18 protein-coding genes are annotated in these 25,083 nt (G+C 64.0%); 14 read left to right on the forward strand and 4 right to left on the reverse strand.

Annotated elements, in window-relative coordinates:
• Positions 1–146 precede the first annotated feature (146 nt).
• Positions 147–962 (reverse strand): AfsR/SARP family transcriptional regulator, encoded by an 816-nt coding sequence (locus ACVOK8_RS05260; protein ID WP_481565909.1) that lies wholly within the window; start codon positions 960–962, stop codon positions 147–149.
• Positions 963–1,602: 640 nt separating this feature from the next.
• Here ACVOK8_RS05260 and ilvC point away from each other — a divergent pair.
• The 11 genes from ilvC to ACVOK8_RS05315 all read left to right on the forward strand — a co-directional run bounded on the left by ilvC (position 1,603) and on the right by ACVOK8_RS05315 (position 14,619).
• Complete coding sequence (ilvC, locus tag ACVOK8_RS05265; RefSeq protein WP_481565910.1) at positions 1,603–2,577, forward strand: ketol-acid reductoisomerase; 975 nt, start codon at positions 1,603–1,605, stop codon at positions 2,575–2,577.
• A gap of 132 nt (positions 2,578–2,709) precedes the next feature.
• The gene (gene ilvG / locus ACVOK8_RS05270; RefSeq protein ID WP_481536129.1) at positions 2,710–4,437 is read left to right on the forward strand and encodes an acetolactate synthase 2 catalytic subunit; all 1,728 of its coding nucleotides are present in this window, start codon (positions 2,710–2,712) and stop codon (positions 4,435–4,437) included.
• Positions 4,421–4,672 carry an ACT domain-containing protein gene (locus ACVOK8_RS05275; RefSeq protein ID WP_057632948.1) on the forward strand — a complete coding sequence of 84 codons (252 nt, stop codon included), beginning with the start codon at positions 4,421–4,423 and terminating at the stop codon, positions 4,670–4,672. Before ilvG ends, ACVOK8_RS05275 begins: the two co-directional genes overlap by 17 nt.
• Positions 4,673–4,783: 111 nt before the next feature.
• Positions 4,784–5,884: a threonine dehydratase gene (locus ACVOK8_RS05280; RefSeq protein ID WP_481565911.1), complete on the forward strand. Its 1,101-nt coding sequence runs from the start codon at positions 4,784–4,786 to the stop codon at positions 5,882–5,884.
• The gene (locus ACVOK8_RS05285) at positions 5,881–7,434 is read left to right on the forward strand and encodes a 2-isopropylmalate synthase (RefSeq protein ID WP_481565912.1); all 1,554 of its coding nucleotides are present in this window, start codon (positions 5,881–5,883) and stop codon (positions 7,432–7,434) included. Before ACVOK8_RS05280 ends, ACVOK8_RS05285 begins: the two co-directional genes overlap by 4 nt.
• A 35-nt stretch (positions 7,435–7,469) precedes the next feature.
• Positions 7,470–8,888, forward strand: coding sequence for a 3-isopropylmalate dehydratase large subunit (leuC, locus tag ACVOK8_RS05290; RefSeq protein ID WP_481565913.1), 1,419 nt, complete (start codon positions 7,470–7,472; stop codon positions 8,886–8,888).
• Complete coding sequence (leuD, locus tag ACVOK8_RS05295) at positions 8,888–9,466, forward strand: 3-isopropylmalate dehydratase small subunit (protein ID WP_481565914.1); 579 nt, start codon at positions 8,888–8,890, stop codon at positions 9,464–9,466. The genes leuC and leuD overlap by 1 nt, the downstream gene beginning before the upstream one ends.
• A gap of 176 nt (positions 9,467–9,642) precedes the next feature.
• A complete protein-coding gene (gene leuB / locus ACVOK8_RS05300; RefSeq protein WP_481565915.1) occupies positions 9,643–10,704 on the forward strand; it encodes a 3-isopropylmalate dehydrogenase in 1,062 nt (353 codons plus the stop codon).
• Positions 10,705–10,819: 115 nt separating this feature from the next.
• Complete coding sequence (gene gdhA / locus ACVOK8_RS05305) at positions 10,820–12,169, forward strand: NADP-specific glutamate dehydrogenase (protein ID WP_481565916.1); 1,350 nt, start codon at positions 10,820–10,822, stop codon at positions 12,167–12,169.
• Between the two features lie 280 nt (positions 12,170–12,449).
• Positions 12,450–13,718 carry an aminotransferase class I/II-fold pyridoxal phosphate-dependent enzyme gene (locus ACVOK8_RS05310; RefSeq protein WP_481565917.1) on the forward strand — a complete coding sequence of 423 codons (1,269 nt, stop codon included), beginning with the start codon at positions 12,450–12,452 and terminating at the stop codon, positions 13,716–13,718.
• A 91-nt stretch (positions 13,719–13,809) separates the two neighbouring features.
• Positions 13,810–14,619, forward strand: a complete 810-nt coding sequence (locus ACVOK8_RS05315) for a hypothetical protein (protein WP_481565918.1) — start codon at positions 13,810–13,812, stop codon at positions 14,617–14,619.
• Between the two features lie 33 nt (positions 14,620–14,652).
• Here the strand turns inward: ACVOK8_RS05315 and ACVOK8_RS05320 are convergent, their stop codons facing one another.
• From ACVOK8_RS05320 to ACVOK8_RS05330, 3 genes are all read right to left on the reverse strand, one after another.
• Positions 14,653–17,532 carry a ligand-binding sensor domain-containing protein gene (locus tag ACVOK8_RS05320; RefSeq protein WP_481565919.1) on the reverse strand — a complete coding sequence of 960 codons (2,880 nt, stop codon included), beginning with the start codon at positions 17,530–17,532 and terminating at the stop codon, positions 14,653–14,655.
• Positions 17,533–17,744: 212 nt separating this feature from the next.
• Positions 17,745–20,906 carry an efflux RND transporter permease subunit gene (locus tag ACVOK8_RS05325; RefSeq protein ID WP_481565920.1) on the reverse strand — a complete coding sequence of 1,054 codons (3,162 nt, stop codon included), beginning with the start codon at positions 20,904–20,906 and terminating at the stop codon, positions 17,745–17,747.
• Between the two features lie 127 nt (positions 20,907–21,033).
• Positions 21,034–22,167, reverse strand: coding sequence for an efflux RND transporter periplasmic adaptor subunit (locus ACVOK8_RS05330; RefSeq protein ID WP_481565921.1), 1,134 nt, complete (start codon positions 22,165–22,167; stop codon positions 21,034–21,036).
• Positions 22,168–22,273: 106 nt separating this feature from the next.
• Between ACVOK8_RS05330 and ACVOK8_RS05335 the strand changes: the two genes are divergently transcribed.
• The 3 genes from ACVOK8_RS05335 to ACVOK8_RS05345 all read left to right on the forward strand — a co-directional run bounded on the left by ACVOK8_RS05335 (position 22,274) and on the right by ACVOK8_RS05345 (position 25,082).
• Complete coding sequence (locus tag ACVOK8_RS05335) at positions 22,274–22,948, forward strand: TetR/AcrR family transcriptional regulator (protein WP_481565922.1); 675 nt, start codon at positions 22,274–22,276, stop codon at positions 22,946–22,948.
• Positions 22,949–23,073: 125 nt separating this feature from the next.
• Positions 23,074–23,721 carry a protein-L-isoaspartate O-methyltransferase family protein gene (locus ACVOK8_RS05340; RefSeq protein ID WP_481565923.1) on the forward strand — a complete coding sequence of 216 codons (648 nt, stop codon included), beginning with the start codon at positions 23,074–23,076 and terminating at the stop codon, positions 23,719–23,721.
• Between the two features lie 20 nt (positions 23,722–23,741).
• Positions 23,742–25,082 (forward strand): TolC family outer membrane protein, encoded by a 1,341-nt coding sequence (locus tag ACVOK8_RS05345; RefSeq protein ID WP_481565924.1) that lies wholly within the window; start codon positions 23,742–23,744, stop codon positions 25,080–25,082.
• The last annotated feature ends 1 nt before the right edge of the window (position 25,083 follow it).

Below are 25,083 nucleotides of genomic sequence, written 5' to 3' on the forward strand. Positions count from 1 at the left end.
GGCACCGTGCTGTCCTTGTGGGAGCGGGCTCAGCCGCGAAGCAGGGATATCTTCAGATGATGAGGTTCGAGCAAGCTCAGCTTCGCTGCTCACGCCACTCCCACAGTAAAACAGCAAGCTCGCAGATCACCACTGGCAACCCAGCCCTACATCCGCGCAGACGCCATTCCAACCAAGCCGGCTGCCTCGTGCCCGCCTCTGATCTGCTCCAGCAGACCGCGCGTCTCCTGGCCGGGATCCAGGCCTAGCTCCTGCCTCAGTACCGATTCGAATCGCTGGTAGACAGTGAGCGCCGCAGCACGCATGCCGGTGCCGGCATGCGCGCGCATCACCCTCCGGGTATGTGCCTCATTCCAGGGATCACGCTGAGTCAAGGCATTGGCCAACTGTACAGCGGGCTCCCAACGCGCGGCCTCCAGCATTTCATCGCAGCAGCGCGCCGCCGCGTCGAGCAGTAGCGCGTCCAGCAATTGCCGGGTGCTCGCCAGCCAGCTCTGGAAGTTGGAATCGGCAATATCCTCCATTCCATCCAGGAACACCCGCTGCTCGGCCATCAGCTGGACCGACTCACACGGCGTCTGCTGCAACAGATCAACATCGAACAGTGGCTCATTGCCGCGCATCAGACCAACCGCAGAGCGCTCGATGCGCAGGATGCCCTCCCCCAAAGCCAAGGTGCAGAAGCGATTGAGGTTGCTCAGCACCTGGCGCAGATTGGTCAGGGCGCTGGTCTCACCCAGGTTTGGCCACAACAAGGCCGCCAGCGCTGCCCGCGAATGCATGCGATTGGACTCGACCGCCAGGTAGCCGAGCAGGGTCCAACCCTTCCGATAGATCAGCGGTGCCGGCAACCCAATCCCCTGGCCCATCAGCTGCACCAGACCTGTCGTCGGCTCGCCGCTGGGTCCGTCACAGCGGTGCGCGCCTGCACACGTGATGTCCTTTCCTGTTAACTGCATCATGGCTTCCTTCCTCCGGCAGGCCCAGATAAAGAGCCTCTTACTTCCTAAACCGGCAAAAGCGGCGTAATCCAATCACCACCGGGCAATATTTCCCCCGCGCCGATCCAGGCTGCCGGATTGGCCTGAATCCGCGCAATCCAGCCTCAGCCATCGATTGAACCTGTAGGTTTCAGCCGCAACCATGCCGCCACGACGGGGCTTAAGCACCGAATCCAGAAAATCACACCTGCAAGCGTTGACACGCACCTACCCGCGGTGGTTATCTCGACTAATGCTGCAACGCCACAACACCACCGCCAACACGACTTCGACCCCGGCTCGCGCCGCGGCGTCGCTGCTTGTACTCGTACTTATTACCGAACCTACAGGGGCGGGACGAGCTGGCGCGTAGCAGAAAATGCCAGATTCGAACAAAGACCCCGCACCGGCCCCGGCGCGGGGTTTTTCGTTTCCAGCTTCTATTTCATCTGAAACCATGTATCCGACCCCATACACCATGACCAAACACACCGCCAACGCCGCCTGCCGCAGCGCTGCGACCTGCATGGTGTCTGCCCCGCCCGCCCCGGCCGCTGCGTCCTGACGCAACGGCCGTTTTTATTTCTGCCTGACTCTCTTCATTGCAAGGAAACCAAGCACCATGAGCACCAACGAACTGCCCCAGATCAAAATCGCCGTTGTCGGTTACGGCAGCCAGGGCCGCGCCCATGCCATGAACCTGCGTGAATCCGGCTTCGACGTGGTTGTCGGCCTGCGCGCCGGCGGCCCCACCGAGGTCAAGGCCCAGGCCGATGGCTTCACCGTCAAGAGCCCGGCCGAAGCTGTCAAGGACGCCGACCTGGTCGCCGTGCTGACCCCGGACATGGTGCAGAAGAAGCTGTACAACGAGGTGCTGGCGCCGAACATGAAGCAGGGCGCCTGCCTGCTGTTCGCGCACGGCCTGAACGTGCACTTCGGCATGATCGAGCCGCGCGCCGACCTGGACGTGGTGCTGGTCGCGCCGAAGGGCCCGGGCGCACTGGTGCGTCGCGAATATGAAATCGGTCGCGGCGTGCCGTGCATCTACGCGGTCTACCAAGACAAGAGCGGCAAGGCCGAGCAGCTGGCACTGGCCTATGCGGCTGGCCTGGGCGGCGCCCGCGCCAACATCATCAAGACCACCTTCAAGGAAGAGACCGAAACCGATCTGTTCGGTGAGCAGGCCGTGCTGTGCGGCGGTGCCTCCTCGCTGGTCCAGGCCGGCTTTGAAACGCTGGTCGAAGCCGGCTACCAGCCGGAAATCGCTTACTACGAAGTGCTGCACGAACTGAAGCTGATCGTCGACCTGTTCTACGAAGGCGGCATCACCCGCATGCTGGAGTTCATCTCCGAGACCGCGCAGTACGGCGATTTCGTCAGCGGCCCGCGCGTCATCGATGCCTCGGTGAAGGCACGCATGAAGGACGTGCTGACCGACATCCAGAACGGCACCTTCACCAAGAACTGGGAAGCCGAGTACGAAGCCGGCCTGCCGAACTACAAGAAGTTCCAGCAGGCCGACAAGGAACACCCGATCGAAAAGGTTGGCAAGGAACTGCGCGCCAAGATGGTTTGGCTGCAAGGTCAGACGGCGTAAGAACGTGCCGGCGAATCGTCCAGCGCAGCATCCCGTGTCCCGCGCCAAGCGCGGGGCCCGGGGCATGCGCTCCACGGTCGCAGCCAGGTTCCATCCCGCGGTCCCCCACCCGCAACAGGCAAAGGTCGCTGCATGAACACTTCCACCCCCGCTGCGCCCCGTAACGGCGCACGCTGGCTGACGCAGGCTCTGGAAGCCGAAGGCGTGCAAACGCTGTTCGGCTACCCGGGCGGCACCATCATGCCGTTCTACGACGCATTGGTGGACTCCAGCCTCAAGCACATCCTGGTACGACACGAGCAGGGCGCCGCATTGGCTGCCAATGGCTATGCCCGCGCAAGCGGCAAGGTAGGCGTATGCGTGGCCACTTCCGGCCCGGGTGCGTCCAACCTGGTCACCGGCATTGCCGACGCCATGCTCGATTCGGTACCGATGGTGTGCCTGACCGGTCAGGTCGCTACCCCGCTGCTGGGTACCGATGCGTTCCAGGAACTGGATGTGTTCGGCATGACCCTGCCGATCGTCAAGCACAGCTGGCTGGTGCGCAGCGTTGATGAGCTGCCACACGTGGTTGCCGAGGCCTTCCGTGTCGCCCGCGAAGGGCGGCCCGGTCCGGTGCTGATCGACCTGCCCAAGGACGTGCAGTTGGGTGATGCCTCGCATCTGCCCGAGCACGTGCCGGCCTCGGTGGATCCGGTGCCGGCACCTTCAGCCGAACGTCTGGCTGCTGCGGTGGAGATGATTGCAGCTGCCGAAAAGCCCGTGATCTACGGCGGCGGCGGCATCGGCCTGGCCGATGCGGTTGGCGAGTTCCGTCACTTCGTCGAAAGCTCGGGCATCCCGACCGTGTTGACCCTGCGCGGCCTGGGTGCACTGCCGGCCAATCATCCGCAGTACCTGGGCATGCTGGGCATGCACGGCACCCGTGCCGCCAACATGGCGGTGCAGGAGTCCGATCTGCTGATCGTGGTCGGTGCCCGCTTCGATGACCGTGCCACCGGCAAGTTGGCCGAGTTCGCGCCGTTCGCCCGCGTCATCCATCTGGACGCCGATGCCTACGAGATCTCCAAGCTGCGCGCAGTCGACATCGCCATTCCCGGCAACGTCAAAACCGGCCTGCAGGCACTGACCAGCATCCGCAGCAGCTGCAACAGCTGGCGTGCACGCTGTGCCGCCAACCGTGAAAAGTTCGCCGCACGTTATGACGCGCCCGGCCATGACATCTATGCCCCGGCGCTGTTGAAGCGGCTGAGCGAAGTGGCACCGCCGGATACCGTGATCGCATGCGATGTCGGCCAGCACCAGATGTGGGTGGCACAGCATTGCCGCTTCAATCACCCGCGCAATCACCTGACCTCCGGCGCGCTGGGCACGATGGGCTTCGGCCTGCCCGCAGCGATGGGCGCGCAGTTCGCCTGCCCCGATCGCACCGTGGTGCTGGTCTCCGGTGATGGCAGCTTCATGATGAACGTGCAGGAGCTGGCCACCATCGCCCGCTGCCGCCTGCCGGTGAAGATCGTGCTGCTGGACAACTCCTCGCTGGGCATGGTCCGGCAGTGGCAGGAGCTGTTCTTCGCCGAGCGCTACAGCGAGATCGACCTGTCCGACAACCCGGACTTCGCCGCGCTGGTGCAGGTGTTCGGCATCCCCGCAACCCGCATCACCCAGCGTGCGCAGGTTGAAGATGCACTGGCCGCCATGCTGGATACACCCGGCCCGGCGTTCCTGCACGTTTCCATCGATGCACGCGCCAACGTGTGGCCACTGGTGCCACCCAACAACGCCAACAGCACCATGCTGGACAGCAACCCAGCCCATGCCAAGGCAGCGCAGGAGAGTTCCAATGCAATACCGGCTTGACCTGGTGCTGAAGCCTGCCGAAGGCGCGCTGGTGCGCGTGATCGGCATGGTCGAACGACGCGGCTTCGCCCCCAGCAACATCGCCGGCAACCGCAATGCCGACGATGCCGGCCGCTGGCACGTGCAGATGGATATCCATGGGACGCGCCCGCCGGAAACCTTGTGCCATCAGCTGCAGAAGGTCTACGACTGCGAATCCGTGCGGCTGGTGCCGGTAGCAGGTGCCAGCGTATGAGCAGCGATGTAAGTGGCGTACCGGTAGTACGCCGCCGCAAACCACGGAGGCGTCTTCTTCGACGCGAACAGTCGACAGCTGGTTCGCTCGTATCCGGTGACGGCCACGTACATGCCTGACCGTGGCCGCGCCGTCGCAATTGCAACACCCGCTGACGCGTTGAACGTCAGCGTTGCCGACGTATTGGCCGCGCAGGCACGCCTGCGCCGTTTTCTGCCGCCTACCCCGCTGCACTACGCCGAGCGTTTTGGCACTTGGCTCAAGCTCGAAAACCTGCAGCGCACCGGCTCCTACAAGGTGCGTGGCGCCTTGAACGCGATGCTGGCTGCACTGGAACGCGGCGACGAACGCCCGGTGATCTGCGCATCCGCAGGCAACCACGCCCAGGGCGTGGCCTGGGCCTCGCATCGGCTGGGTGTGCAGGCCATCACGGTGATGCCGCACGGCGCACCCGCCACCAAGATTGCCGGCGTCCAGCATTGGGGCGCCACCGTCCGTCAGCACGGCAACAGCTACGACGAGGCCTTCGCCTTCGCGCGTGAGCTGGCAGAACAGAACGGCTACCGTTTCCTGTCCGCCTTCGACGACCCCGACGTGATCGCCGGCCAGGGCACGCTGGGCATCGAACTGGCACCGCATGCACCGGACGTGGTGATCGTGCCGATCGGCGGCGGTGGCCTGGCCTCCGGCGTCGCGCTGGCCTTGAAGTCGCAGGGTGTGCGCATCATCGGCGCGCAGGTTGAAGGTGTGGACTCGATGGCACGCGCGATCAAGGGCGATGTACGCGAAGTTGATCCGGTGCCGACCCTGGCCGATGGCGTCAAAGTGAAAATCCCGGGCTTCATCACCCGCCGCCTGTGCGCCAGCCTGCTCGACGATGTGGTCATAGTCCGAGAGGCCGAGCTGCGCGAAACCCTGGTGCGGCTGGCGCTGGAAGAACACGTCATCGCCGAAGGTGCAGGAGCACTGGCGTTGGCCGCTGGCCGCCGCGTATCCGGCAAGCGCAAATGTGCGGTGGTTTCCGGCGGCAACATCGACGCCACGGTATTGTCGACGTTGTTGTCTGAAGTACGCCCCAGCCCACCACGCAAACCTCGACGGCGTAACGCCGAACGACTTAGAAGCCGTGTCGTTGCATCGACACAGCGCAGCTCCAAATCCGAATCCCCCAAATTTTCCGTTACCGCCGCAGTCGAGGAGACCCTCTGGTGAATACTCCAACCAACAACACCCCGCGAATTACCATCTTCGACACGACCCTGCGCGACGGTGAGCAATCACCCGGCTGCAGCATGACCCCACCACAGAAGCTGGTGATGGCAAGGGCGCTGGCGGAACTGGGCGTGGACGTGATCGAAACCGGTTTCCCCGCAAGTTCGCAGTCCGACCGCGAAGCCATGGCCTTGATCGGCCGCGAGGTACGACAGCCGGTCCTGGCCGTGCTTTCGCGCTGCCTGGCCGGCGATATTGAAACCTCGGTCAAGGCCCTGGAAGCCGCAGCGCGCCCGCGCCTGCACGTATTCCTGTCGACCAGCCCCCTGCATCGCGAGCACAAGCTGCGCATGAGCAAGGAGCAGGTGCTGGAATCGGTGCACAAGCATGTGAGCATGGCGCGCGGCTACCTGGATGACATCGAGTTCTCCGCCGAAGACGCCACCCGTACCGAGCTGGACTTCCTGACCGAAGTCACCCAGGTCGCCATCGCCGCCGGTGCCCGCACCATCAACCTGCCCGACACCGTTGGCTTCACCACGCCGGAAGAAATCCGCGCGATGTTCCAGCACGTGATCGGCAATGCCGCCGGTGCCGACAAGGTCATCTTCAGTACCCACTGCCATAACGACCTGGGCTTGGCCGTTGCCAATTCGCTGGCCGCCATCGAAGGCGGCGCGCGCCAGGTGGAAGGTTCGATCAATGGCATCGGCGAGCGTGCCGGCAACTGCGCGCTGGAAGAAATCGCGATGGTGCTGAAGGTGCGCAACGCCTTCTACAACTTCGATACCGGCTTCGACACCCAGCGCATCGTGCCCACCTCCCAGCTGCTGCAACGTCTGGTCGGCATGCCGGTCCAGCGCAACAAGGCTATCGTCGGGGCCAATGCGTTCGCGCATGAGTCCGGCATCCATCAGCACGGCATGCTGCGCAACCGCAACACCTACGAAATCATGCGCCCGGAAGACGTGGGCTGGGAGTCCTCGCAGATGGTGCTGGGCCGCCACAGCGGTCGCGCCGCGGTCGAAGCACGCCTGCGTGCGCTGGGCTATTGGCTGGAAGAGGAAGAGCTGAAGCTGATCTTCGAGCAGTTCAAGGCACTGTGCGAACAGCAGCGCGTGGTCACCGACGCCGACCTGCAGACCCTGATGCAGGGCACCTCCAGCAGCGACGGCTACCGCCTGGCCTCGATGACCATCAGCGATGTCGGCAGCCGCGCCAATGCGCTGGTCGAGCTGTCTGATCCGGAAGGCAACCGCGTGGCTGAAACCGCGCAGGGTGACGGCCCCGTTGATGCCTTGTTCTCGGCACTGTCCGCCGCCACCGGCGTGCAGCTGACCCTGGACAGCTACCACGTGCACAGCGTCGGCATCGGCGCCGATGCGCGCGGCGAGGCCAACCTGAGCGTGCGTCACGAAGGCGAAATCCTCGAAGGCACCGGCACCAGCCGTGACATCATCGAAGCCAGCGCGCTTGCCTGGCTGGATGTCACCAACCGCCTGCTGCGCCAGCGTGAAAGCAGCACCACCGAGGAAGCCGTCAGCGCCTGAGCGCGACGGCAGAACATAGGCAACGGAACGAACCAATGAGCTCCGCACCCAAAACCCTGTACGACAAACTGTGGGACGCCCACGTTGTCGTTCCCGAATCCGACAACGCGCCGGCCGTGCTGTACATCGACCTGCACCTGATCCATGAAGTCACCTCGCCGCAGGCCTTCACCGAGCTGCGCGAGCGCGGCCTGAAGCCGCGCCGCACCGACCGCACCAAGGCGACGATGGACCACTCCACGCCGACCCTGCCGGCCGGCCCGGACGGCAAGCTGCCCTACGCAAGCAAGGCCTCCGAAGCGCAGGTTGAAACCCTCGCCAAGAATTGCGCCGAGTACGGCATCGAGCTGTTCGATCTGTCCTCGGCCAACCGCGGCATCGTTCACGTCATCGCCCCGGAGCAGGGTTTTACCCAGCCCGGCATGACCATCGTCTGCGGTGACAGCCACACGTCCACGCATGGCGCATTCGGCTCGCTGGCCTTCGGCATCGGCACCAGCGAAGTCGGCCACGTGCTGGCCACGCAATGCCTGCTGCAGCGCAAGGCCAAGACCATGTCCATCACCGTCGATGGCGCCGTTGCGCCGGGCGTGGGTGCCAAGGACGTAGTCCTGCACATCATCGGTGTGATCGGCGTCAATGGTGGCACCGGCCACGTGCTGGAGTTCCGTGGTTCGGCGATCCGCGCGATGGACATGGAACAGCGCATGACCCTGTGCAACATGTCGATCGAAGCCGGTGCCCGCGCCGGCATGGTGGCGCCGGACCAGGTCACCTTCGACTGGGTCGCCAACACCCCGCGCGGCCCCAAGGGCGCCGACTTCGACAAGGCCGTGGCGTACTGGTCCTCGTTGAACAGCGACGAAGGCGCACGCTTCGATGTCGAAGTGCAGATCGATGCCGCCGACATCCGCCCGACCCTGACCTGGGGCACGCACCCGGGCACCGCGATTGCCGTCGATGCGCCGATCCCGGCCGCCAATGACGCCGCCGCGCAGAAGGGCCTGGATTATATGAAGTTCGAAGCCGGCCACAGCTTGATCGGCACGCCGGTGGATGTGGTGTTCGTCGGCTCCTGCACCAATGGCCGCCTGAGCGACATGCGCGAAGTCGCGCAGGTACTGCGCGGTCGTCGCGTTGCCGATGGTGTGCGCATGCTGGTGGTGCCGGGCTCGGAGATCGTCAAGCGCGACGCCGAGGCCGAAGGCATCCACGAGATCGTGCGTGCCGCCGGTGCCGAATGGCGTGAGCCGGGTTGCTCGATGTGCATCGCCATGAACGGCGACCTGGTTGCACCGGGCCAGTTGGCGGTAAGCACCAGCAATCGTAATTTTGAAGGCCGCCAAGGGCCGGGCTCGCGCACCTTGCTGGCCTCGCCGATGAGCGCGGCATGGGCAGCGGTGAACGGCCGCGTTGCCGATACCCGAGACCTGTTTGCCAAGGAGATGGCGTGATGGCCGCACTGACCACGATCACCTCGCGCAGCGTCGTGCTGCGCCAGACCAATATCGACACCGACCAGATCATCCCGGCGCGGTTCCTTTCCACCACCGAGCGTGCCGGTCTGGGCAAGAACGCCTTCAATGACTGGCGCTGGCAGGCCGATGGTTCGCCGAATGCCGACTTCGCCTTCAACCAGCCGCACAACCAGGGCCGCGCGATTCTGTTGGCCGGGCGCAATTTCGGCTGTGGCTCCTCGCGCGAACATGCGCCGTGGGCGCTGACCGATCTGGGCCTGCAGGCAATCGTCAGCAGCGAGATCGCCGACATCTTCCGCAACAACTCGTTGAAGAACGGTCTGTTGCCGATCGTGCTGGACGAAGCCGATGTGCAGGCGCTGATGCAGAATCCGGACGATGAGCTGACCGTGGATGTGGCGGCGCGTGAGCTGCGCACCTCCAGCGGCAAGGCGTACAGCTTCCCGCTGGATGGTTTCTCGCAGACCTGTCTGCTGGAAGGCGTTGATCAGCTGGGCTGGTTGCTGGGCCGGGTCGATGAGATCGAGCGGTATGAGGCGGCGAAAGCAGCCTGACGAAACACCCCTCCCCTTGCCGGCGTAGCCGGCAGGGGGAGGTCGGGAGGGGGTTGGCTTTTGGCTTGCAAGGCTCAAACGGCAACAGCAACAGCAAGAGCTACCCCTCCCCAGCCCTCCCCTGCGCCTTCGGCGCAAGGGAGGGAGTTCTCAACAACAGCAACCGGAACCCATACATGCAAGCCAACATCGTCGTACTGCCGGGTGACGGCATCGGCCCTGAAATCACTGCCGTCGCCGTCGACGTGCTCAAGGCCATCGCAACCCGGTTCGGTCACAGCTTCAGCTTCAGCGAACACGACATCGGCGGCATCGCCATCGACAATCACGGCGAGCCGCTACCGGCAGCCACGCTGGAAGCCTGCAGCAAGGCCGATGCGGTCCTGCTCGGCGCCGTCGGTGGTCCGAAGTGGTCCGATCCGAATGCCAAGGTGCGCCCGGAGCAAGGCCTGCTGGCCATCCGCAAGGCATTGGGCCTGTATGCCAACCTGCGCCCGGTGCGCACCCACCCGGCCGCGCTCAACGCCTCGCCGATCAAGCCCGAGTTGCTCAAGGACGTGGACTTCGTGGTGGTACGCGAGCTGACTGGCGGCATCTACTTCGGCGACAAGAGTCGCGATGCCGACAGCGCCAGCGACCTGTGCCGCTACACCGTGGTCGAGATCGAACGCGTACTGCGCAGCGCCTTCCGCCTGGCCCAGCAGCGCCGTGGCAAGCTCACCTCGGTGGACAAGGCCAATGTGCTGGAAACCTCACGCCTGTGGCGTGACATCGCCGCACGCATCGGCCGCGAGGAATTCCCGGACGTTGAGCTGGAACACCAGCTGGTCGACTCCATGGCCATGCACCTGATCGCCAAGCCGCGCGTCTACGACGTGATCGTCACCGAGAACATGTTCGGCGACATCCTCACCGATGAGGCCTCGATGCTGGCTGGCTCACTGGGCCTGCTGCCGTCGGCCTCGCTGGGCGAACAGGGCAAGGTCGGCATCTACGAGCCGATCCACGGTTCGGCACCGGATATCGCCGGCAAGGGTATCGCCAACCCCTATGCCACCATCTTGAGCGCGGCGATGCTGCTGCGTCATTCGCTGGGGCTGGAAGCCGAAGCTGCGGCCATTGAGCAAGCGGTCAGCACCGCACTCGACGGCGGTCACTTCACCGCCGACCTCGCCGCGCAGGGACAGGCGCTCACTACCCAGCAAGCCGGGCTAGCCGTACTTGCGCAGTTGAACTGATGTAACCGGACGCGGCCCTTGGCCGCGTCTTTTTTTTGCGGGCCGTTCCCGCTGGGTGGATACCACGCCGTTTCTTCATTGGACCTGTCGCTTCAGGTCCCGCATCAACAAAGGAATGACTTTGAACTACCGCACTCCCGACGACTTCCTGGCCTATGTGGCCAAGCGCGACCCCAACCAATCCGAGTTCCTGCAGGCAGTAAAGGAGGTGGCGCACAGCCTGTGGCCTTTCCTGCAGCAGAACCCGAAATACACGCAGTACGGGTTGCTGGAACGTCTGGTCGAGCCGGAGCGGGTCATCCAGTTCCGTGTCGCCTGGGCCGATGACAAGGGCCAAACCCACGTCAACCGTGCCTGGCGCGTGCAGCACAGCTCGGCGATTGGCCCATTCAAGGGTGGCATGCGTTTCCACCCCTCGGTGAACCTGTCCATCCTCAAGTTCCTGGCCTTCGAACAGACCTTCAAGAACGCACTGACCACGCTGCCGATGGGCGGCGGCAAGGGCGGCTCGGACTTTGATCCCAAGGGCAAGAGCGATGGCGAAGTGATGCGCTTCTGCCAGGCCTTGATGTTGGAGTTGTATCGCCACCTCGGCCCGGATACCGACGTGCCGGCCGGCGATATCGGCGTGGGTGCGCGCGAGGTCGGCTTCATGGCCGGCATGATGAAGAAGCTCAGCAATGACGCCTCCAGCGTGTTCACCGGCAAGGGCCTGGCCTTTGGCGGCAGCCTGATGCGGCCGGAGGCCACCGGCTTCGGCACGGTCTACTTCGTCGAGCAGATGCTGCATCACGCCAAGCGCCAGACCCACGGCGCCAAGGTGCTGGTCTCTGGCTCCGGCAACGTCGCCCAGTACGCGGCAATCAAGGCAAGCGAACTCGGCGCCAAAGTGCTGACCTTCTCAGACTCCTGCGGCACCCTGTACGCACGCGATGGTTTCGACGACACCGCCATACAGGATGTGATGGCGTTGAAGAACGAACGCCGTGGCCGCCTGTCCGAGCTCGGCGACGATGCACGCTTTGAATTCCTCGCCGACCGTCGTCCCTGGCATATCCCGGCCGACATCGCCCTGCCCTGCGCTACCCAGAACGAGCTGGATGAAACCGACGCACGCACCCTGGTCCACAACGGCGTGCTGTGCGTGGCCGAAGGCGCCAACATGCCGTCCACACTCGAGGCGGTGGATGTATTCCTGCAGGCCGGCACGCTGTACGCGCCAGGCAAGGCCAGCAATGCCGGCGGCGTGGCCACCTCAGGCCTGGAGATGAGCCAGAACGCGCTGCGCCTGTCGTGGCGCCATGCCGATGTCGACGAACGCCTGCATGTAATCATGAAAGAGATCCACGCAAACTGCGTGCATCACGGCGTGCGTGCCGATGGCAGCGTCAACTATGTCGACGGCGCCAACATCGCCGGCTTCGTCAAGGTCGCCGATGCGATGCTGGCACAGGGTCTTTACTGACCCATCCATAGTTGGAGCAGCTCGAGCACAACGGCACCTTCTGGTGCCGTTCTCTTTTGTGGAAGAAGCTTCGCGGCAACCCTAATTCCTCAAGGAGCATTGCGCGAGCGCTGTTGCCCCCGCTGTACAGGCGTAGCGCCATGCACAGGCAAACATCCCATATCCACGCGCGGTAGTTCGGCGAAGAGAATCTACTTATTCCCAAGCATTTGCTTCCTGAAACATTCCGGCTACATGAAGGTGGCTACATGGAGCTCATTCAACCGAATGGAGTCAGGAAATGGAGATTTCGCACGCAACTGCCCAGCAAGAAACGCACATCAACCGCTGGGCCGCAGATGATGCCGCCAGGGACAAGAACCTCTACGGCATCCAGATTCTCGAATGCGGGCAGAACCGCACCCTGAGGATCGACGCAGCAGGCGGCTCGCGCTGGGTAACCGACTTTCTTTCCAACAGCCCATTTGGGCTCAACACCCGCAGCGAAGTGTCGCGCGCCTCCATCGATGCGATCGATCAATTCGGCGCCCTGCATTCCAGCGTCGCAATGGCACGGGCACAGACCGCGTTGAGTGATGACATCAACCATCGCCTCGTCGCGATGAAGACCGGCGATTCGCAGGCACGTATCTATCCGACAACGCTGTCCGCCAATATCGCGGTAGCGGCCGGCTTCGCCGCTTCCGCAATCGATGCCACCGCCGTCGTCCACCCCAACGCCCATGCAACCGTTCATTTCGCGGTCAAAGGCGCGTTCGCAGCTAACCGCATCATTGTCAGCAGGAACACCGTCGCCGTCGCCAGCGCAGTGGCCGGCAGCTCGCGTCGGCCGGTTGTCGTCGTCGAGGATGGTCTCTATTCGATGGGCACCTTCGCTGACTTCAAGGGTTTGTCGCGTTTCCTCGATGAGACGCCCAGCGGCCTGTTGTGGCTGGACGATGCGCATTCGGTAGGCATGCATGGTCGCGACGGCCGTGGCAACGCGATGGAATCGCTGCAGCAGCATACGCAGCGCACCGTCGTCACCGGCTCGTTCGGGAAGGCGTTCGGTGCGGCCGGTGGATTCATGGTGGGTCCACGCACGTTTGTGGACAGCCTGCTGAAAGATTCCGTCGCTGACAGGTTCTCCTGCAACCTTGATGCATCGGCGCAGGGGGCGATTCTCGCGGCGATGAAGATCCTGGCAGTGCCGGAGGAGCACCTGCGCCTGACCTCGGCGCTCGGCGAACGTCTGGCGGCGCTGGACGGCCTGCTTGATGCCGCAGGCATCCTTACCGAGCAAGCCGGCACGTCCATCGCTTTCCGGGTCATTCCATGCGCCGATGCGGCCACTGCCATCGCCAGCGCGGACGCCCTGCTGAGCCGTCACGGCTTTATCACCACGCCCGTCTACTTTCCGACGATTGCACGCGGCCAAGGGGCAATTCGCGTGTCACTGTCCGCCGCGCATACACACGATGATGTGCGCCGGTTTGGCCTGTCAATCGCGACACTGTTGGCGACCAAGCCGGGCCACGCCCATGCACGCGCACGAGGAGCGCTTGCATGAACATCACCTGCCCGCCGCGCCACGACGCAACCACAAGCGCGAAGGCCACTACTTCGCGAACAAACCACGCCTTGGCGGTGGAATCACACTAGTGCGAACGCTGCTGCTGGGCATCTTCGCCAGTCTGCTGTCTGCCATCACCGCGTTGATCATCAGCGGCACCAGCGATGCCTTGATCAACCCGTTGTGGCTGTTGATGGCGCAGTTCCTCGCAGGCGCGGCGCTGAGCCCTGGCCGCATTCATCGCAGGGCGCCGCTGCAACTGCACGTTCGGCGCATGCTGGTCGGGCTGTGGGCCTTCGGCGCCTATTACTTCGCGCTAGCCTGGCCAGGTGCGAGTGCGATCGAGGCATCCATGCTGCTCAATGCCGCGCCCATCCTGGTGACCTTCCGCACGATGCGCGATATCCGCTCACGTGCTGGCGCGCTACTGGCATTCGCAGGACTGGCGTTGACCTTGCAGCCCGGCATGCAGGGTTTCAATCCCAAGGGCTCACATCTACTGGCGGCTTCGGCGGCATTGGCCTATGCCGGTTCGTTCCTGACGTTGGGCCAGCTCGCTGCAGCCGGTGAAAGCCCAGCCACCATCAACCGCATCTACAATCGCGGCGCAGGACTGACGACCCTGTTGTTGCTCGCCATCATTCGCCCGGCCTGGCCGGCACAGCTGTGGCCGGTTGTGGCAATCGGCCTGATCGCCGCCCTGCGCATCCAGGTCATCACCGTCGCCGCGCGCAGCCCACGTGATGCGACGCTGGTGTCGGTGCTGACCAATCTCGCGTTCTTCTGGCTTGCGCTGGCCGATGCCTATCAGGGCAACAGTTACGCCGCTCTCAAGTGGATGGGGCTGACCCTGGTTGCATGTGGTGTCGGCATGACACCGCTACGCAGACGGTCTTGACCTGGCATAGCCTGCTTCGCTGTCCTGCACGGCTCAGGCCAGCACCCGATTGCGGCCCTCGCGCTTTGCGCGGTACAGCTGCCTGTCCGCTGCTGCCAGCAAGGTGCGTCCGTCAGCCTGCCCCGGGCCCAAGGCCGCGACACCGATACTGACGGTGACACTGACGTCGGCATCCACGTCCTCGAAGCGCAGCCGTGCCAAGCGGATCCGCTGCTCCTGCAATGTCGCCACCGCCTCCTGCAGTGATATGCCGTGTATCACTACCAGGAACTCCTCACCGCCATGCCGCGCCACGAACTGCTCCTTGCCAAGCCGCAGCTGCAGCAGGCTGGCGATATCACGCAGCACCTGATCACCGGCATCGTGACCGTAGCGGTCGTTGACCTGCTTGAAGTGATCCACATCCACCAACGCCACGTTCAAGGGCGTGCCCTCGGAGCTGGCACGCTGCAGCGCCTGCTGCAGATAGGCGTCACCCGCACGCCGATTGGGCAGGCCAGTGAGCGGATCGTGCATCGCCTGATGCTCCAGGCGTTGCAACAGACTGGCACGCTCGGTGTCGGCCTGCTCCAGCGCGCGGTTCTTCTCGCTCAGTTCCTGTGTACGTGCGGCGATCTCGTTGCTCAAACGCCGCTGTCCGCGTCGATAGCTGGCCGCACGCCAACCTGCCAGCAACAGGATCAGGCCGAGTACGGCAATACCGCTCAGCCAGCGTACCCAAGGCCGTTGCCATAGCGGTGCGGCGATATCCAGATTCACCACCGCCTCGCCGCCCCGATTGGTGTTTTCCCAATCCAGTGGCAATGACATTGCCTGGATGCGCAGGCGATAGTTGCCTGGCGGCAGATTGGTATAGACCGCTTCGATGCGGCTGCCAGCGTCCACCCATTCGGCATCAAAGCCTTCCATCCGATAGCGGTAGCGCATCTTGTCCGGCGCCCGGAAGCCCAGCCCCGCAAAGGCGACGGCAATACGATCCACCCCGGCCGGCAGGGAATAGGCGCTGCGCACTGGCTGCGGTTCACCATCAATGACAACGCTTTCGATAGCGACCGGCAGCTTGCGGAAACGCGAATTTCCATCTACCCGCTGCGGTTCAATCACCGCCAGACCACCACCGGTGGGAATCAGCAACTCGCCTTCGCGCGTGAACCAACCTGCGGGCGATGAGGCACCATTGCTCTGGCTGCTCGGCATGCCATCGGTATGATCCAGCACCTGTACCGCGAGATGCGTGCGTGCGCCTGCAGCCACCGCGATCAAGTCACTGCGATCAAGCCGGAACACACCTTGGTTGCTGGACAACCATAGATGGCCAGCACCATCGCCGATCACCCGGAACACCTTGTCGCGCGGCAGTCCATTGCGATGGTCAAAAACGATGATATCCAGCCCGCGCTTGCGTAGCAGTCCGTGGTCGCTGGCAATCCACAGATCACCGTTGTCATCACCGAGGAAATCGAACACATAGCGTGCCGGGAAACCCGTCTCGGGCGACCACGCCTGCAGCTTGCCGTCCTTCTCGAAACTGGCCATGCCACCGTTGGTACCTACCCAGAGCACACCGGACGCGTCGCGGTACAGAGCATGCACCGTAAGGCCCGGCAAGCCTTCTTCCAGTCCATAGTGACGTAGATTGCCCTGCTGGTAGTGGAACAAACCCTCCGAGCTGCCTATCCACAGGCCGCCGTCGCTCTCGCTCAGCAGGCTGCGGATCAGCGGCTGTCCGGTGCCGGGCAATACGATCTGCTGCACGATACGACCAGCACCATCCAGGCGGAACACGCCTTGGTTGTAAGTGCCCGCCCACAACGCGTCGCCACGCGTGGCCAGTGCCAGCACCGATGCGTCGCGGCCAGTACCAGGCAACAACCGCACCGGACTGATCACATCATCACGCATGCGATTCAGGCCTTCGGAATGCCCGATCCAGACATCGCCGTTGTCAGACTGGATCAACACACGCACATAGTCAGAGCCCAGCCCGTCTTCGCTGTTCAAACCGCGCGCGGCGCCCTCATCGATGCGGAATAAACCATCAGTGCTGCCTGCCCAGACCAGACCTTCGCGATCAATCAACAGCGCGGGACTGACCTGACCGGAAACTGCGATCCGCTCGGTCTTGCCTGCTGCCAACCGCACCAATCGGCCAGCGGAAAGGCTCAGCCAAAGTGCACCCGCAGCGTCATGCCGCACAGCATCGACGCGTTCACCGCGCAGCAGATGTTGGCGCTGGCCATCGCCGTGCAGCCAATGAACGCCATCGTCGGCAGCAACCACCCAGCCGTTGTTGCCATCTTCGACCAGGTCGCGCACCACCCAGCCAGCGGTACCGTTCCACGCTGTCAGGCGGCCCTGCTGCACCCGGTAGACACCTTTTTCGGTGGCTACCAATACCGCGCCGTCCGCGCTCAGGCGTAGTGCGGTAACCGACACCTCGGGCAGCCCAAGCATGCCGCCAGCATCGAGCAGTTGCCCCGAGGGCAGCAAACGCAACAGTTTTTCCTTGGCTGCAATCCATAGGTCACCGGAAGAATCCCGCAGCAATGCATTGACCGATAGATGCCGTGCATCGGCACCGCCAAGCGCCTCCCAGCGCCCGCGGTGATAGCGGTAGACGCCATCGGAAACCGTGCCGAACAACATCGCTCCGTCGGCCTCGGGCAGGATGCTGAGCACACCGGACAGCTCAACCCCGGGCGTGTTCTGGCGATCAAATACGGTAAAGCTGCGCCCATTGAAGCGGACCACGCCTTCCCAGGTGCCCAGCCAGATGAAGCCGTCACTGCCCTGTGCCACCGACTGCACCAGGTTGTGCGGCAGGCCCTGCTCCATGCCCCAACCGGCCACGGTATGCCGCGAGGCCTGTGCCAGCGGCAAGGTGGTGGCCCATAGCAATGCTGTTACGAGCAACGCGCACAGCTCAGCTGCCAGCCGGTTCCGGCCTGCAAACAATGCAACTGTGGCGTCAGCAATGCTCTGGCGTCTGTACAAACCCGCCTCCGCAGGTCGCGCCGACTCCCCCGTCGACGCGCCAATCTACCACTTCAATCGTGAAATCCGTCGCCGTTTCTTACGGCAGGCGCAAAAGCCAGCCGTGGCGGCGACGGATCACAGTTGCTCCCTCAGTGACTGGCCTCGTCCGGGCGCACCCGGAACCAGGCCGCATACAGCGCCGGCAGGAACACCAGGGTCAGCACCGTACCAACGATCAGTCCGCCCATGATCGAGATCGCCATCGAGCCGTAGAAGGCACTGCGCGACAGCGGGATCATCGCCAGCACCGCCGCCAGTGCGGTCAGCACGATCGGCCGGAAGCGGCGCACGGTGGCATCGATGATGGCGTGCCAGCGGTCGTGGCCGGCGTCGATGTCCTGCTGGATCTGATCGATCAGGATCACCGAGTTGCGCATGATCATGCCGGCCAGGGCGATCGTGCCCAGCATCGCCACGAAACCGAACGGGGCCTGGAACAGCAGCAGGAACCAGGTCGCGCCGATGATGCCCAGCGGTGCGGTGATGAACACCATCGCCGCCCGCGAGAAGCTGCGCAGCTGCACCATCAGCAAGGTCGCCACCACCACCAGGAACAACGGCATGCCGGCCTTGATCGAATCCTGGCCGCGTGCGGAGTCCTCCACGGTGCCGCCGGTTTCCAGCAGGTAGCCGCTGGGCATGGCGGCGCGGATCTCTTCCAGGGTCGGCACGATCTGCTCGACCACGCCCACCGGTAGCATGCTGTCGCCGATATCGGCACGCACGGTGACGGTCGGCAAGCGGTCGCGGTGCCAGATGATGCCGTCCTCGAAGGCGTACTCCAGCTTGGCCACCTGTGACAGCGACACCGATTTGCCGCTTGCAGTCGGGATGGCCAGGCTGCCCAGCATGTCCAGGCGCGCACGTTCGTCATCCGGGCCGCGCAGCAGCATGCCGATCTGGCGGTTGCCTTCGCGGTAAGTGCTCACGCTCATGCCCGACAGCGAACTGGTCAGGAACTGCGCCAGCTGCGCGCTGCTAACGCCCAGTACGCGGGCACGGTCCTGGTCCACGACCAAGCGCACTACCTTGCTCGGCTCGCTCCAGTTGAGGTTGACGTTGGTGGTATGCGGGTTCTGCCGCACCTTCTCCTGCACCTGCGCGGCAATCGCCTGCACCCGCTCGATATGCTCGCCGGAGATGCGGAACTGCACCGGGTAACCAACCGGCGGGCCGTTCTCCAAGCGGGTCACGCGCAGCTGCACGTCACCGAACTTCGGCACCACTTCTTTCAACAGCCAATCACGCAGCTGTTCGCGTGCCTTGGTGTCTTCGGCCAGCACCACGTACTGGGCGAAGTTGGTGGCCGGCAGTTGCTGGTCCAAGGGCAGGTAGAAACGCGGCGAACCGTTGCCGACGTAGCCGACGAAATTGGCCACGCCCTTGTGCCCCTTGATCAGCGCTTCGAACTTCTGCGCCTGCGCCTGGGTGGCGGTCAGCGATGCGCCTTCGGCCAATTCGATATCCACCATCAATTCCGGCCGGGTTGAATCCGGGAAGAACTGCTGCGGCACGAAGCGGAAGATCACCAGCGAGAACACGAACAAGCCCGCCGTGGCCAGGATCACCAGCCAGCGACGGCGCAGGCAGGCATCCAGGAAGCCGCGGAAGCGCTGGTAGAACGCGCTCTTGTACGGGTCGTGGTCGTGCGCCAGTTCCTTGGGCTTGATCACGTTGGCCAGTGCCGGGTTGCGGTCGGCCCAACGCAGGCGCATGGCGCGCCAACGGCCGGCGATGCTACCCGGCCTGGGCGGCTGCGGGTTGTGCAGGTCCGGCAGCATCTTGTCGCCAAGATACGGAATGAACAGCACCGCAGCGATCCACGACACCACCAGGGCGATGGTCACCACCTGGAACAGCGAACGCGTGTACTCGCCGGTGCTGGATGCGGCCGTGGCAATCGGCAGGAAGCCAGCCGCAGTGATCAAGGTGCCGGTCAGCATCGGGAAGGCGGTGGATGTCCAGGCAAAGCTGGCCGCGCGCAGGCGGTCATAGCCCTGCTCCATCTTGGTGGCCATCATCTCCACCGCGATGATCGCGTCATCCACGAGTAGACCCAGCGCCAGCACCAGGGCGCCGAGCGAGATCTTGTGCAGGCCGATGTCCAATTGATGCATGACGAAGAAGGTCATCGCCAGCACCAGTGGGATCGACACCGCCACCACCAGGCCGGTGCGCCAACCCAGCGAGAAGAAGCTCACCAGCAGCACGATCACGACTGCTTCGGTCAGCACCTTGACGAACTCACCCACCGATTCCTTCACTGCATGCGGCTGGTCGGAGACCTTGCGCAGCTGCATGCCGGCCGGCAGCGTCTTCTGCAGTTGCTCGAACTCGCTGTCCAGGGTCTTGCCCAGTTTGAGGATGTCGCCGCCGCTCTTCATCGCCACCGCAATACCGATGGCGTCCTCGCCCATGAAGCGCATCTTGGCCGAGGCCGGATCGGCGAAGCCGCGTTTCACTTCCGCGATATCGCCCAGACGCACGGTGCGATCACCGGCCTGGATGGGGAAGTTACGGATGTCTTCGACCGAGGTGAACTGACCGGTCACGCGCAGCTGCACGCGATCAGTCGGGGTCTCGAACCAGCTGGCCGGCGCAATCGCGTTCTGCTGCGCCAAGGCCTGCTGTACCTGCTGCATCGACACGCCCAGCGTGGCCAGCTTGGTATTGGACAGCTGGATCCACACCTTCTCGTCCTGCAGGCCGAGCAGATCGACCTTGCCCACGTCATCCACGCGCTGCAGCTGCAGCTGGATACGATCGGCGTAGTCGCGCATCAGCGCATAGTCGAAGCCCTTGCCGGTCAACGCATAGATGTTGCCGAAGGTGTCGCCGAACTCGTCGTTGAAGAACGGCCCGATCACTTCGGCCGGCAACTGCGAATGGATGTCGCCAACCTTCTTGCGCACCTGGTAGAACAGCTCGGGCACGTCCTTGGACGGCATCGAATCGCGCGCCATGAAGATCACCTGCGACTCACCCGGGCGCGAATAGGCCTGGATGAATTCGAACTCGCCGGTGTTCATCAGCGCTTTTTCGATCGGCTCGGTGACCTGCTTGGACACCTGCTCGGCGGTGGCGCCGGGCCACATGGTCTGCACCACCATCGCCTTGAAGGTGAACGGCGGATCTTCCGACTGCCCAAGGTGCTTGTACGACCAGGCACCGATGATCGCCATGGCGATCATCATGAACAACACCAGCGGGCGGTTAGCGAGCGCCCATTCGGAGAGGTTGAAGCGTTTCACGCCTCACTCCCCTTTTCAGCGCGGATCCAGCGCCGCTCGGCAGTGCCGCGAGCGTCAGCCCCCATCCCGTTCCCTTCCCCCGCCGGGGGAAGGGCGAAGGTGTCGCACATATAAGATTTCGACAGGCTCATCGCGAGCCCTCCGACGCAGCCTTCTTCGGTGCGCCAAGTTCGATGGGCCGGTTGCTGCGATCCACGGCCGTCACCGGCTGGCCCTCGCGCAGCAGATGGCCGCCAGCGGCAACCACCCAGTCTTCAGCCTTCAAACCCGATAGCACCGGCACGCTTTCCGGGCCATAGGCACCCAGCGTCACCGCGCGCGCCTGCAGCTTGCCATCGGCCGGGTTCACAACCCATACGCTGGCCTGCTGTGGCTGCTTGCCAGCCTGCACTGCAGCCAGCGGCACACTCATCACACCGTTCTTGCCGTGGGCGGCGAATACGCGCGCGCTCTGGCCCAGTTCAACGGCCTCCAGCGCATCGGCCGCCAGGCTGACCCGCGCAGCATAGGTACGCGCCTGCGGATCAGCCGCCGCAGCGATCTCGCGGATGTTGCCCGACAGCCGCTTGCCCTCCTGGTTCCACAGCTCGACCTCGACCTCCTGGCCCACGCTGAAATCACGGATGGCACTTTCCGGCAGCGCAATGGCAACTTCGCGCGCACCATCGGCGGCCATCGTATAGATGGTCTGGCCGGCAGCGACTACCTGCCCGGCTTCGGCTTCACGGGTGGCGATCATGCCGCCTTCCGGTGCATGCAGCTGAGCGTAGCCGGACTGGTTGCGGGCGACATCGAGATTGGCTCGCGCAGCATCGGCCTGGGCTTGGGCGGCCTTCAGCGCAGCGGTCTGCGCGTCCAACGCCGACTGGCTGACCAACTGCTGGCTGGCCAGCGCCTGATAACGCTTGTGCTCATCGCGCGCGCGCACCAGATCCGCCTCGGCGGCGGCGAACTGGGCCTGCGCCGCACGCGCCTGCAGGTTGTAGTCGGCCACATCGAGCTCGGCCAGCAGCTGGCCCTTGTTCACCCGCTGGCCGGCATCGACCTCACGTCGCAGCAGCTTGCCGCCAACGCGGAACGACAGCGCGGTTTCCTCGCGGGCCCGTACCTCGCCGGGATAGGCACTGATTGCCATCCCGCCATTGCCGGACGGGTGCTCCACCAGCACGGGCACGGCGGGTACAGCGGCGGTTTCGGGCTTGCCGCAGGCAACAAGCAAGGGCAAGAACAGGCAACAACCAATCCAGCGCAGGGTGTTCATAAGTAGGGTCGCGAACGCAAGGGGAGAGAGATGGCGGGGTTTCACCGCCATTACTAAACGCGTCGGTATAGTATAAATATCGAACCAGCTGGTCTAGTATTACCTGATGTCACCGAAAAAACCCTCCCCAGCGTCCGCCGCAGCGGCGCCACGCAGCTCAGGTCCGGGTCGCCCCAAGGACCTGGGCAAGCGCGCGGCCATCCTGGACGCGGCCAAGGAGCTGTTCATCGAGCAGGGTTTCAACGGCGTCAGCATGGACGAAATCGCTGCCCGTGCCGGCGTCTCCAAACTCACGGTCTACAGCCATTTCGGCGACAAGGACACCTTGTTCAGCGAGGCGATCCAGGCCAAGTGCGTGGAAATGATGCCGGACGAGTTGTTTGTCACTGATAACGAGGCACCGCTGCGCGGCCAGCTGCTGGGCATTGGTCATGCCTTTTTCACCCTGATCAGCAGCGATGCGGCCATCGCCACCCAGCGCATGATGATGACCCCGGACACCGACGACCGGGTCCGGCAGATGTTCTGGCAGGCAGGCCCGGCCCGTACCGAAACCGCCTTGGCTGAGTTCCTCGGTGCCCGCGTTGCCCGCGGCCAGCTGGCCATTGACGACCTGGCCTTGGCCTCGCGACAGTTCTTCTGCCTGATCAAAGGCGAAGTCCATGCGCATATGATGTGTGGCCTGTGCGCCGCCCCGGATCAGCTCAACGCCGACGTGCATATTGCCGCCAGCGTTGATTTCTTCCTCCGGGCCTACGCCCCGCGCCAGCAAGCTGAATGAACCGGAGGTGCGAATGACTTCCGGCACTGCGTCCAACGCGGCCCTCGCCGCAATGTTGGGCCCGTACTTTGTGTCTGGTAACCGGTAAAATGGCCGGCCCACTGCGCTGGAATGATGAGCTTCCCATGACGATCGATTACTCCCACGTCCGCGAAATGATGGTTGAACAGCAGATCCGGCCCTGGGATGTGCTGGAAGTCCGCGTGCTGGACGTGCTGGCCCGCCTGCCGCGCGAGGCGTTTGTCGCCGAATCGCACCGTGCCCTGGCCTATGCCGATATCGAGCTGCCGCTGGGTCATGGCCAGAAGATGATGAAGCCGGTCATCGAAGGCCGTACCTTGCAGGCGCTGGATCTGCAGCCGACCGACGAAGTGCTGGAAATCGGCACCGGTAGCGGCTTCCTGAGCGCCTGCATGGGCGAACTGGCCCGCGAAGTGCTGAGCCTGGAAATCCAGCCGGAGCTGGCCGAGCGTGCCCGCCAGAACCTGGACGCCGCCAAGCTGGGCAGCAATGTCCGCATTGAAGTGGCCGACGGCCTGAATTGGCAGAGCCAGCGTCAGTTCGACGCCATCTGCATCACCGGTGCGGTAGAAACCGTTCCAGTGGAACTGCTGAAGCTGCTGCGCAGCGGCGGCCGCCTGTTTGCCATCCGCGGCGTCTCGCCGGTGATGGAAGCGGTGCTGGTCCAGGCCGACGGCAGCATTGCCTCGCTGTTCGAAACCGATCTTGATTATCTGCAGGGCGCTGCGCCCGCACCGCAATTCCAACTCTAAAACCGTCCAAGGAAGCCGCAATGATCCGCCGATCCCTCACCCTTGCGCTGGCAGTCGCTCTCACTCCGCTGACTTCCCATGCCGCCGACCTGTTGCAGGTCTACGAAATGGCCCGCAACGGTGACACGCAGCTGGCTGCGGCTGAATCCACGCGCCTGATCAACAAGGAAGGCCAGGTGCAGGCACGTGCCGCGTTGCTGCCGCAGATCGGCGGTGAGGCTTCCTTGAACCGTACCCGCACCAGCTACGACGACATCAGCGGCAGCTCGACCTCCAAGAGCCGCAGCTACGGCATCAACGGCAGCCAGACCCTGTTCAACTGGAGCCAGTTCGCCAACCTGCGTGCACAGCGCGACGTCAGCAAAGCTGCCGATTTCGACCTCGACTCGGCCAACGACGAACTGGTAGTGCGTACCGCGGCCACCTATTTCAATGTGCTGGTCGGCATTGAATCGCTGACCGCTGCCGAAACCAATGAAGCCGCTGCCAAGAAGCAGTTCGACTACGCCGACAAGCGTCTGGAAGTGGGTCTGGCACCGATCACCGACGTGCACGAAGCGCGCGCCCAGTACGACCAGGCCCGTGCCGATACCATCCTGGCCCGCAATGCTCTGGAAGACGCCTACCAGGCGTTGACCGAACTGACCGGCCAGCCGGTACGCGACTTGCGCGGCCTGCCGGCCGACTTCCGCCCGGAAGTGCCGGCTAACCGCGGCAACGTTGACCAGCTGGTCGCCGATGCGGTCTCACGCAACCCGGCGCTGAAGTCGCAGGAACTGCAGGTCAGCGCTGCCGAGTCCAATGTGTCTGCTGCACGCGGCGGCCACTACCCGACCTTGTCGTTGGGCGGCAGCTGGGGCAAGAACGCCCGCTGGGGTGACAGCACCGGCAGTGGCACTGCAGTCCCGGATGCCACTACCAACTCGATCGGCCTGACCCTGAACGTGCCGATCTTTGCCGGTGGCGCCACCCAGTCCGGCGTGCGCCAGGCGCTGGCCCGTCGCGATATCGCTCAGGACACCTTCGAGCAACAGAAGCGTGCCCTCGACCGCAACACCCGCAATGCCTACCAGGCTCTGGTTGCCGGTATCAGCGAAGTGGAAGCGCGTCGCCTGGCCGTGGTTTCGGCACAGAGCGCCTACGATGCCTCGCAGGTTGGCCTGGAAGTCGGTACCCGTACCGTGCTGGACGTGGTGCAAAACCAGAAGACCCTGTTCCGCGCCCAGGTGGACTACGCGCAATCCCGTTACAACTTCCTGCAGTCCCGCCTGCAGCTGAGCCAGGCCGTTGGTGATCTTGAAATCAACGAAATCCAGGACATCAACCGCCTGCTGACGGTGGATGCGAGCTCAAAGCTGTAAA

The sequence above is a fragment of the Stenotrophomonas sp. STEN083 genome (assembly GCF_056759195.1).

Excerpts from the sequence above, each read along its gene's own strand:
- ACVOK8_RS05260 (WP_481565909.1), bottom strand. The coding sequence starts at position 962 with ATGATGCAGTTAACAGGAAAGGACATCACGTGTGCAGGCGCGCACCGC.
- ilvC (WP_481565910.1), top strand. The coding sequence starts at position 1,603 with ATGAGCACCAACGAACTGCCCCAGATCAAAATCGCCGTTGTCGGTTAC.
- ilvG (WP_481536129.1), top strand. The coding sequence starts at position 2,710 with ATGAACACTTCCACCCCCGCTGCGCCCCGTAACGGCGCACGCTGGCTG.
- ACVOK8_RS05275 (WP_057632948.1), top strand. The coding sequence starts at position 4,421 with ATGCAATACCGGCTTGACCTGGTGCTGAAGCCTGCCGAAGGCGCGCTG.
- ACVOK8_RS05280 (WP_481565911.1), top strand. The coding sequence starts at position 4,784 with ATGCCTGACCGTGGCCGCGCCGTCGCAATTGCAACACCCGCTGACGCG.
- leuC (WP_481565913.1), top strand. The coding sequence starts at position 7,470 with ATGAGCTCCGCACCCAAAACCCTGTACGACAAACTGTGGGACGCCCAC.
- leuD (WP_481565914.1), top strand. The coding sequence starts at position 8,888 with ATGGCCGCACTGACCACGATCACCTCGCGCAGCGTCGTGCTGCGCCAG.
- leuB (WP_481565915.1), top strand. The coding sequence starts at position 9,643 with ATGCAAGCCAACATCGTCGTACTGCCGGGTGACGGCATCGGCCCTGAA.
- gdhA (WP_481565916.1), top strand. The coding sequence starts at position 10,820 with ATGACTTTGAACTACCGCACTCCCGACGACTTCCTGGCCTATGTGGCC.
- ACVOK8_RS05310 (WP_481565917.1), top strand. The coding sequence starts at position 12,450 with ATGGAGATTTCGCACGCAACTGCCCAGCAAGAAACGCACATCAACCGC.
- ACVOK8_RS05330 (WP_481565921.1), bottom strand. The coding sequence starts at position 22,167 with ATGAACACCCTGCGCTGGATTGGTTGTTGCCTGTTCTTGCCCTTGCTT.
- ACVOK8_RS05335 (WP_481565922.1), top strand. The coding sequence starts at position 22,274 with ATGTCACCGAAAAAACCCTCCCCAGCGTCCGCCGCAGCGGCGCCACGC.
- ACVOK8_RS05340 (WP_481565923.1), top strand. The coding sequence starts at position 23,074 with ATGACGATCGATTACTCCCACGTCCGCGAAATGATGGTTGAACAGCAG.
- ACVOK8_RS05345 (WP_481565924.1), top strand. The coding sequence starts at position 23,742 with ATGATCCGCCGATCCCTCACCCTTGCGCTGGCAGTCGCTCTCACTCCG.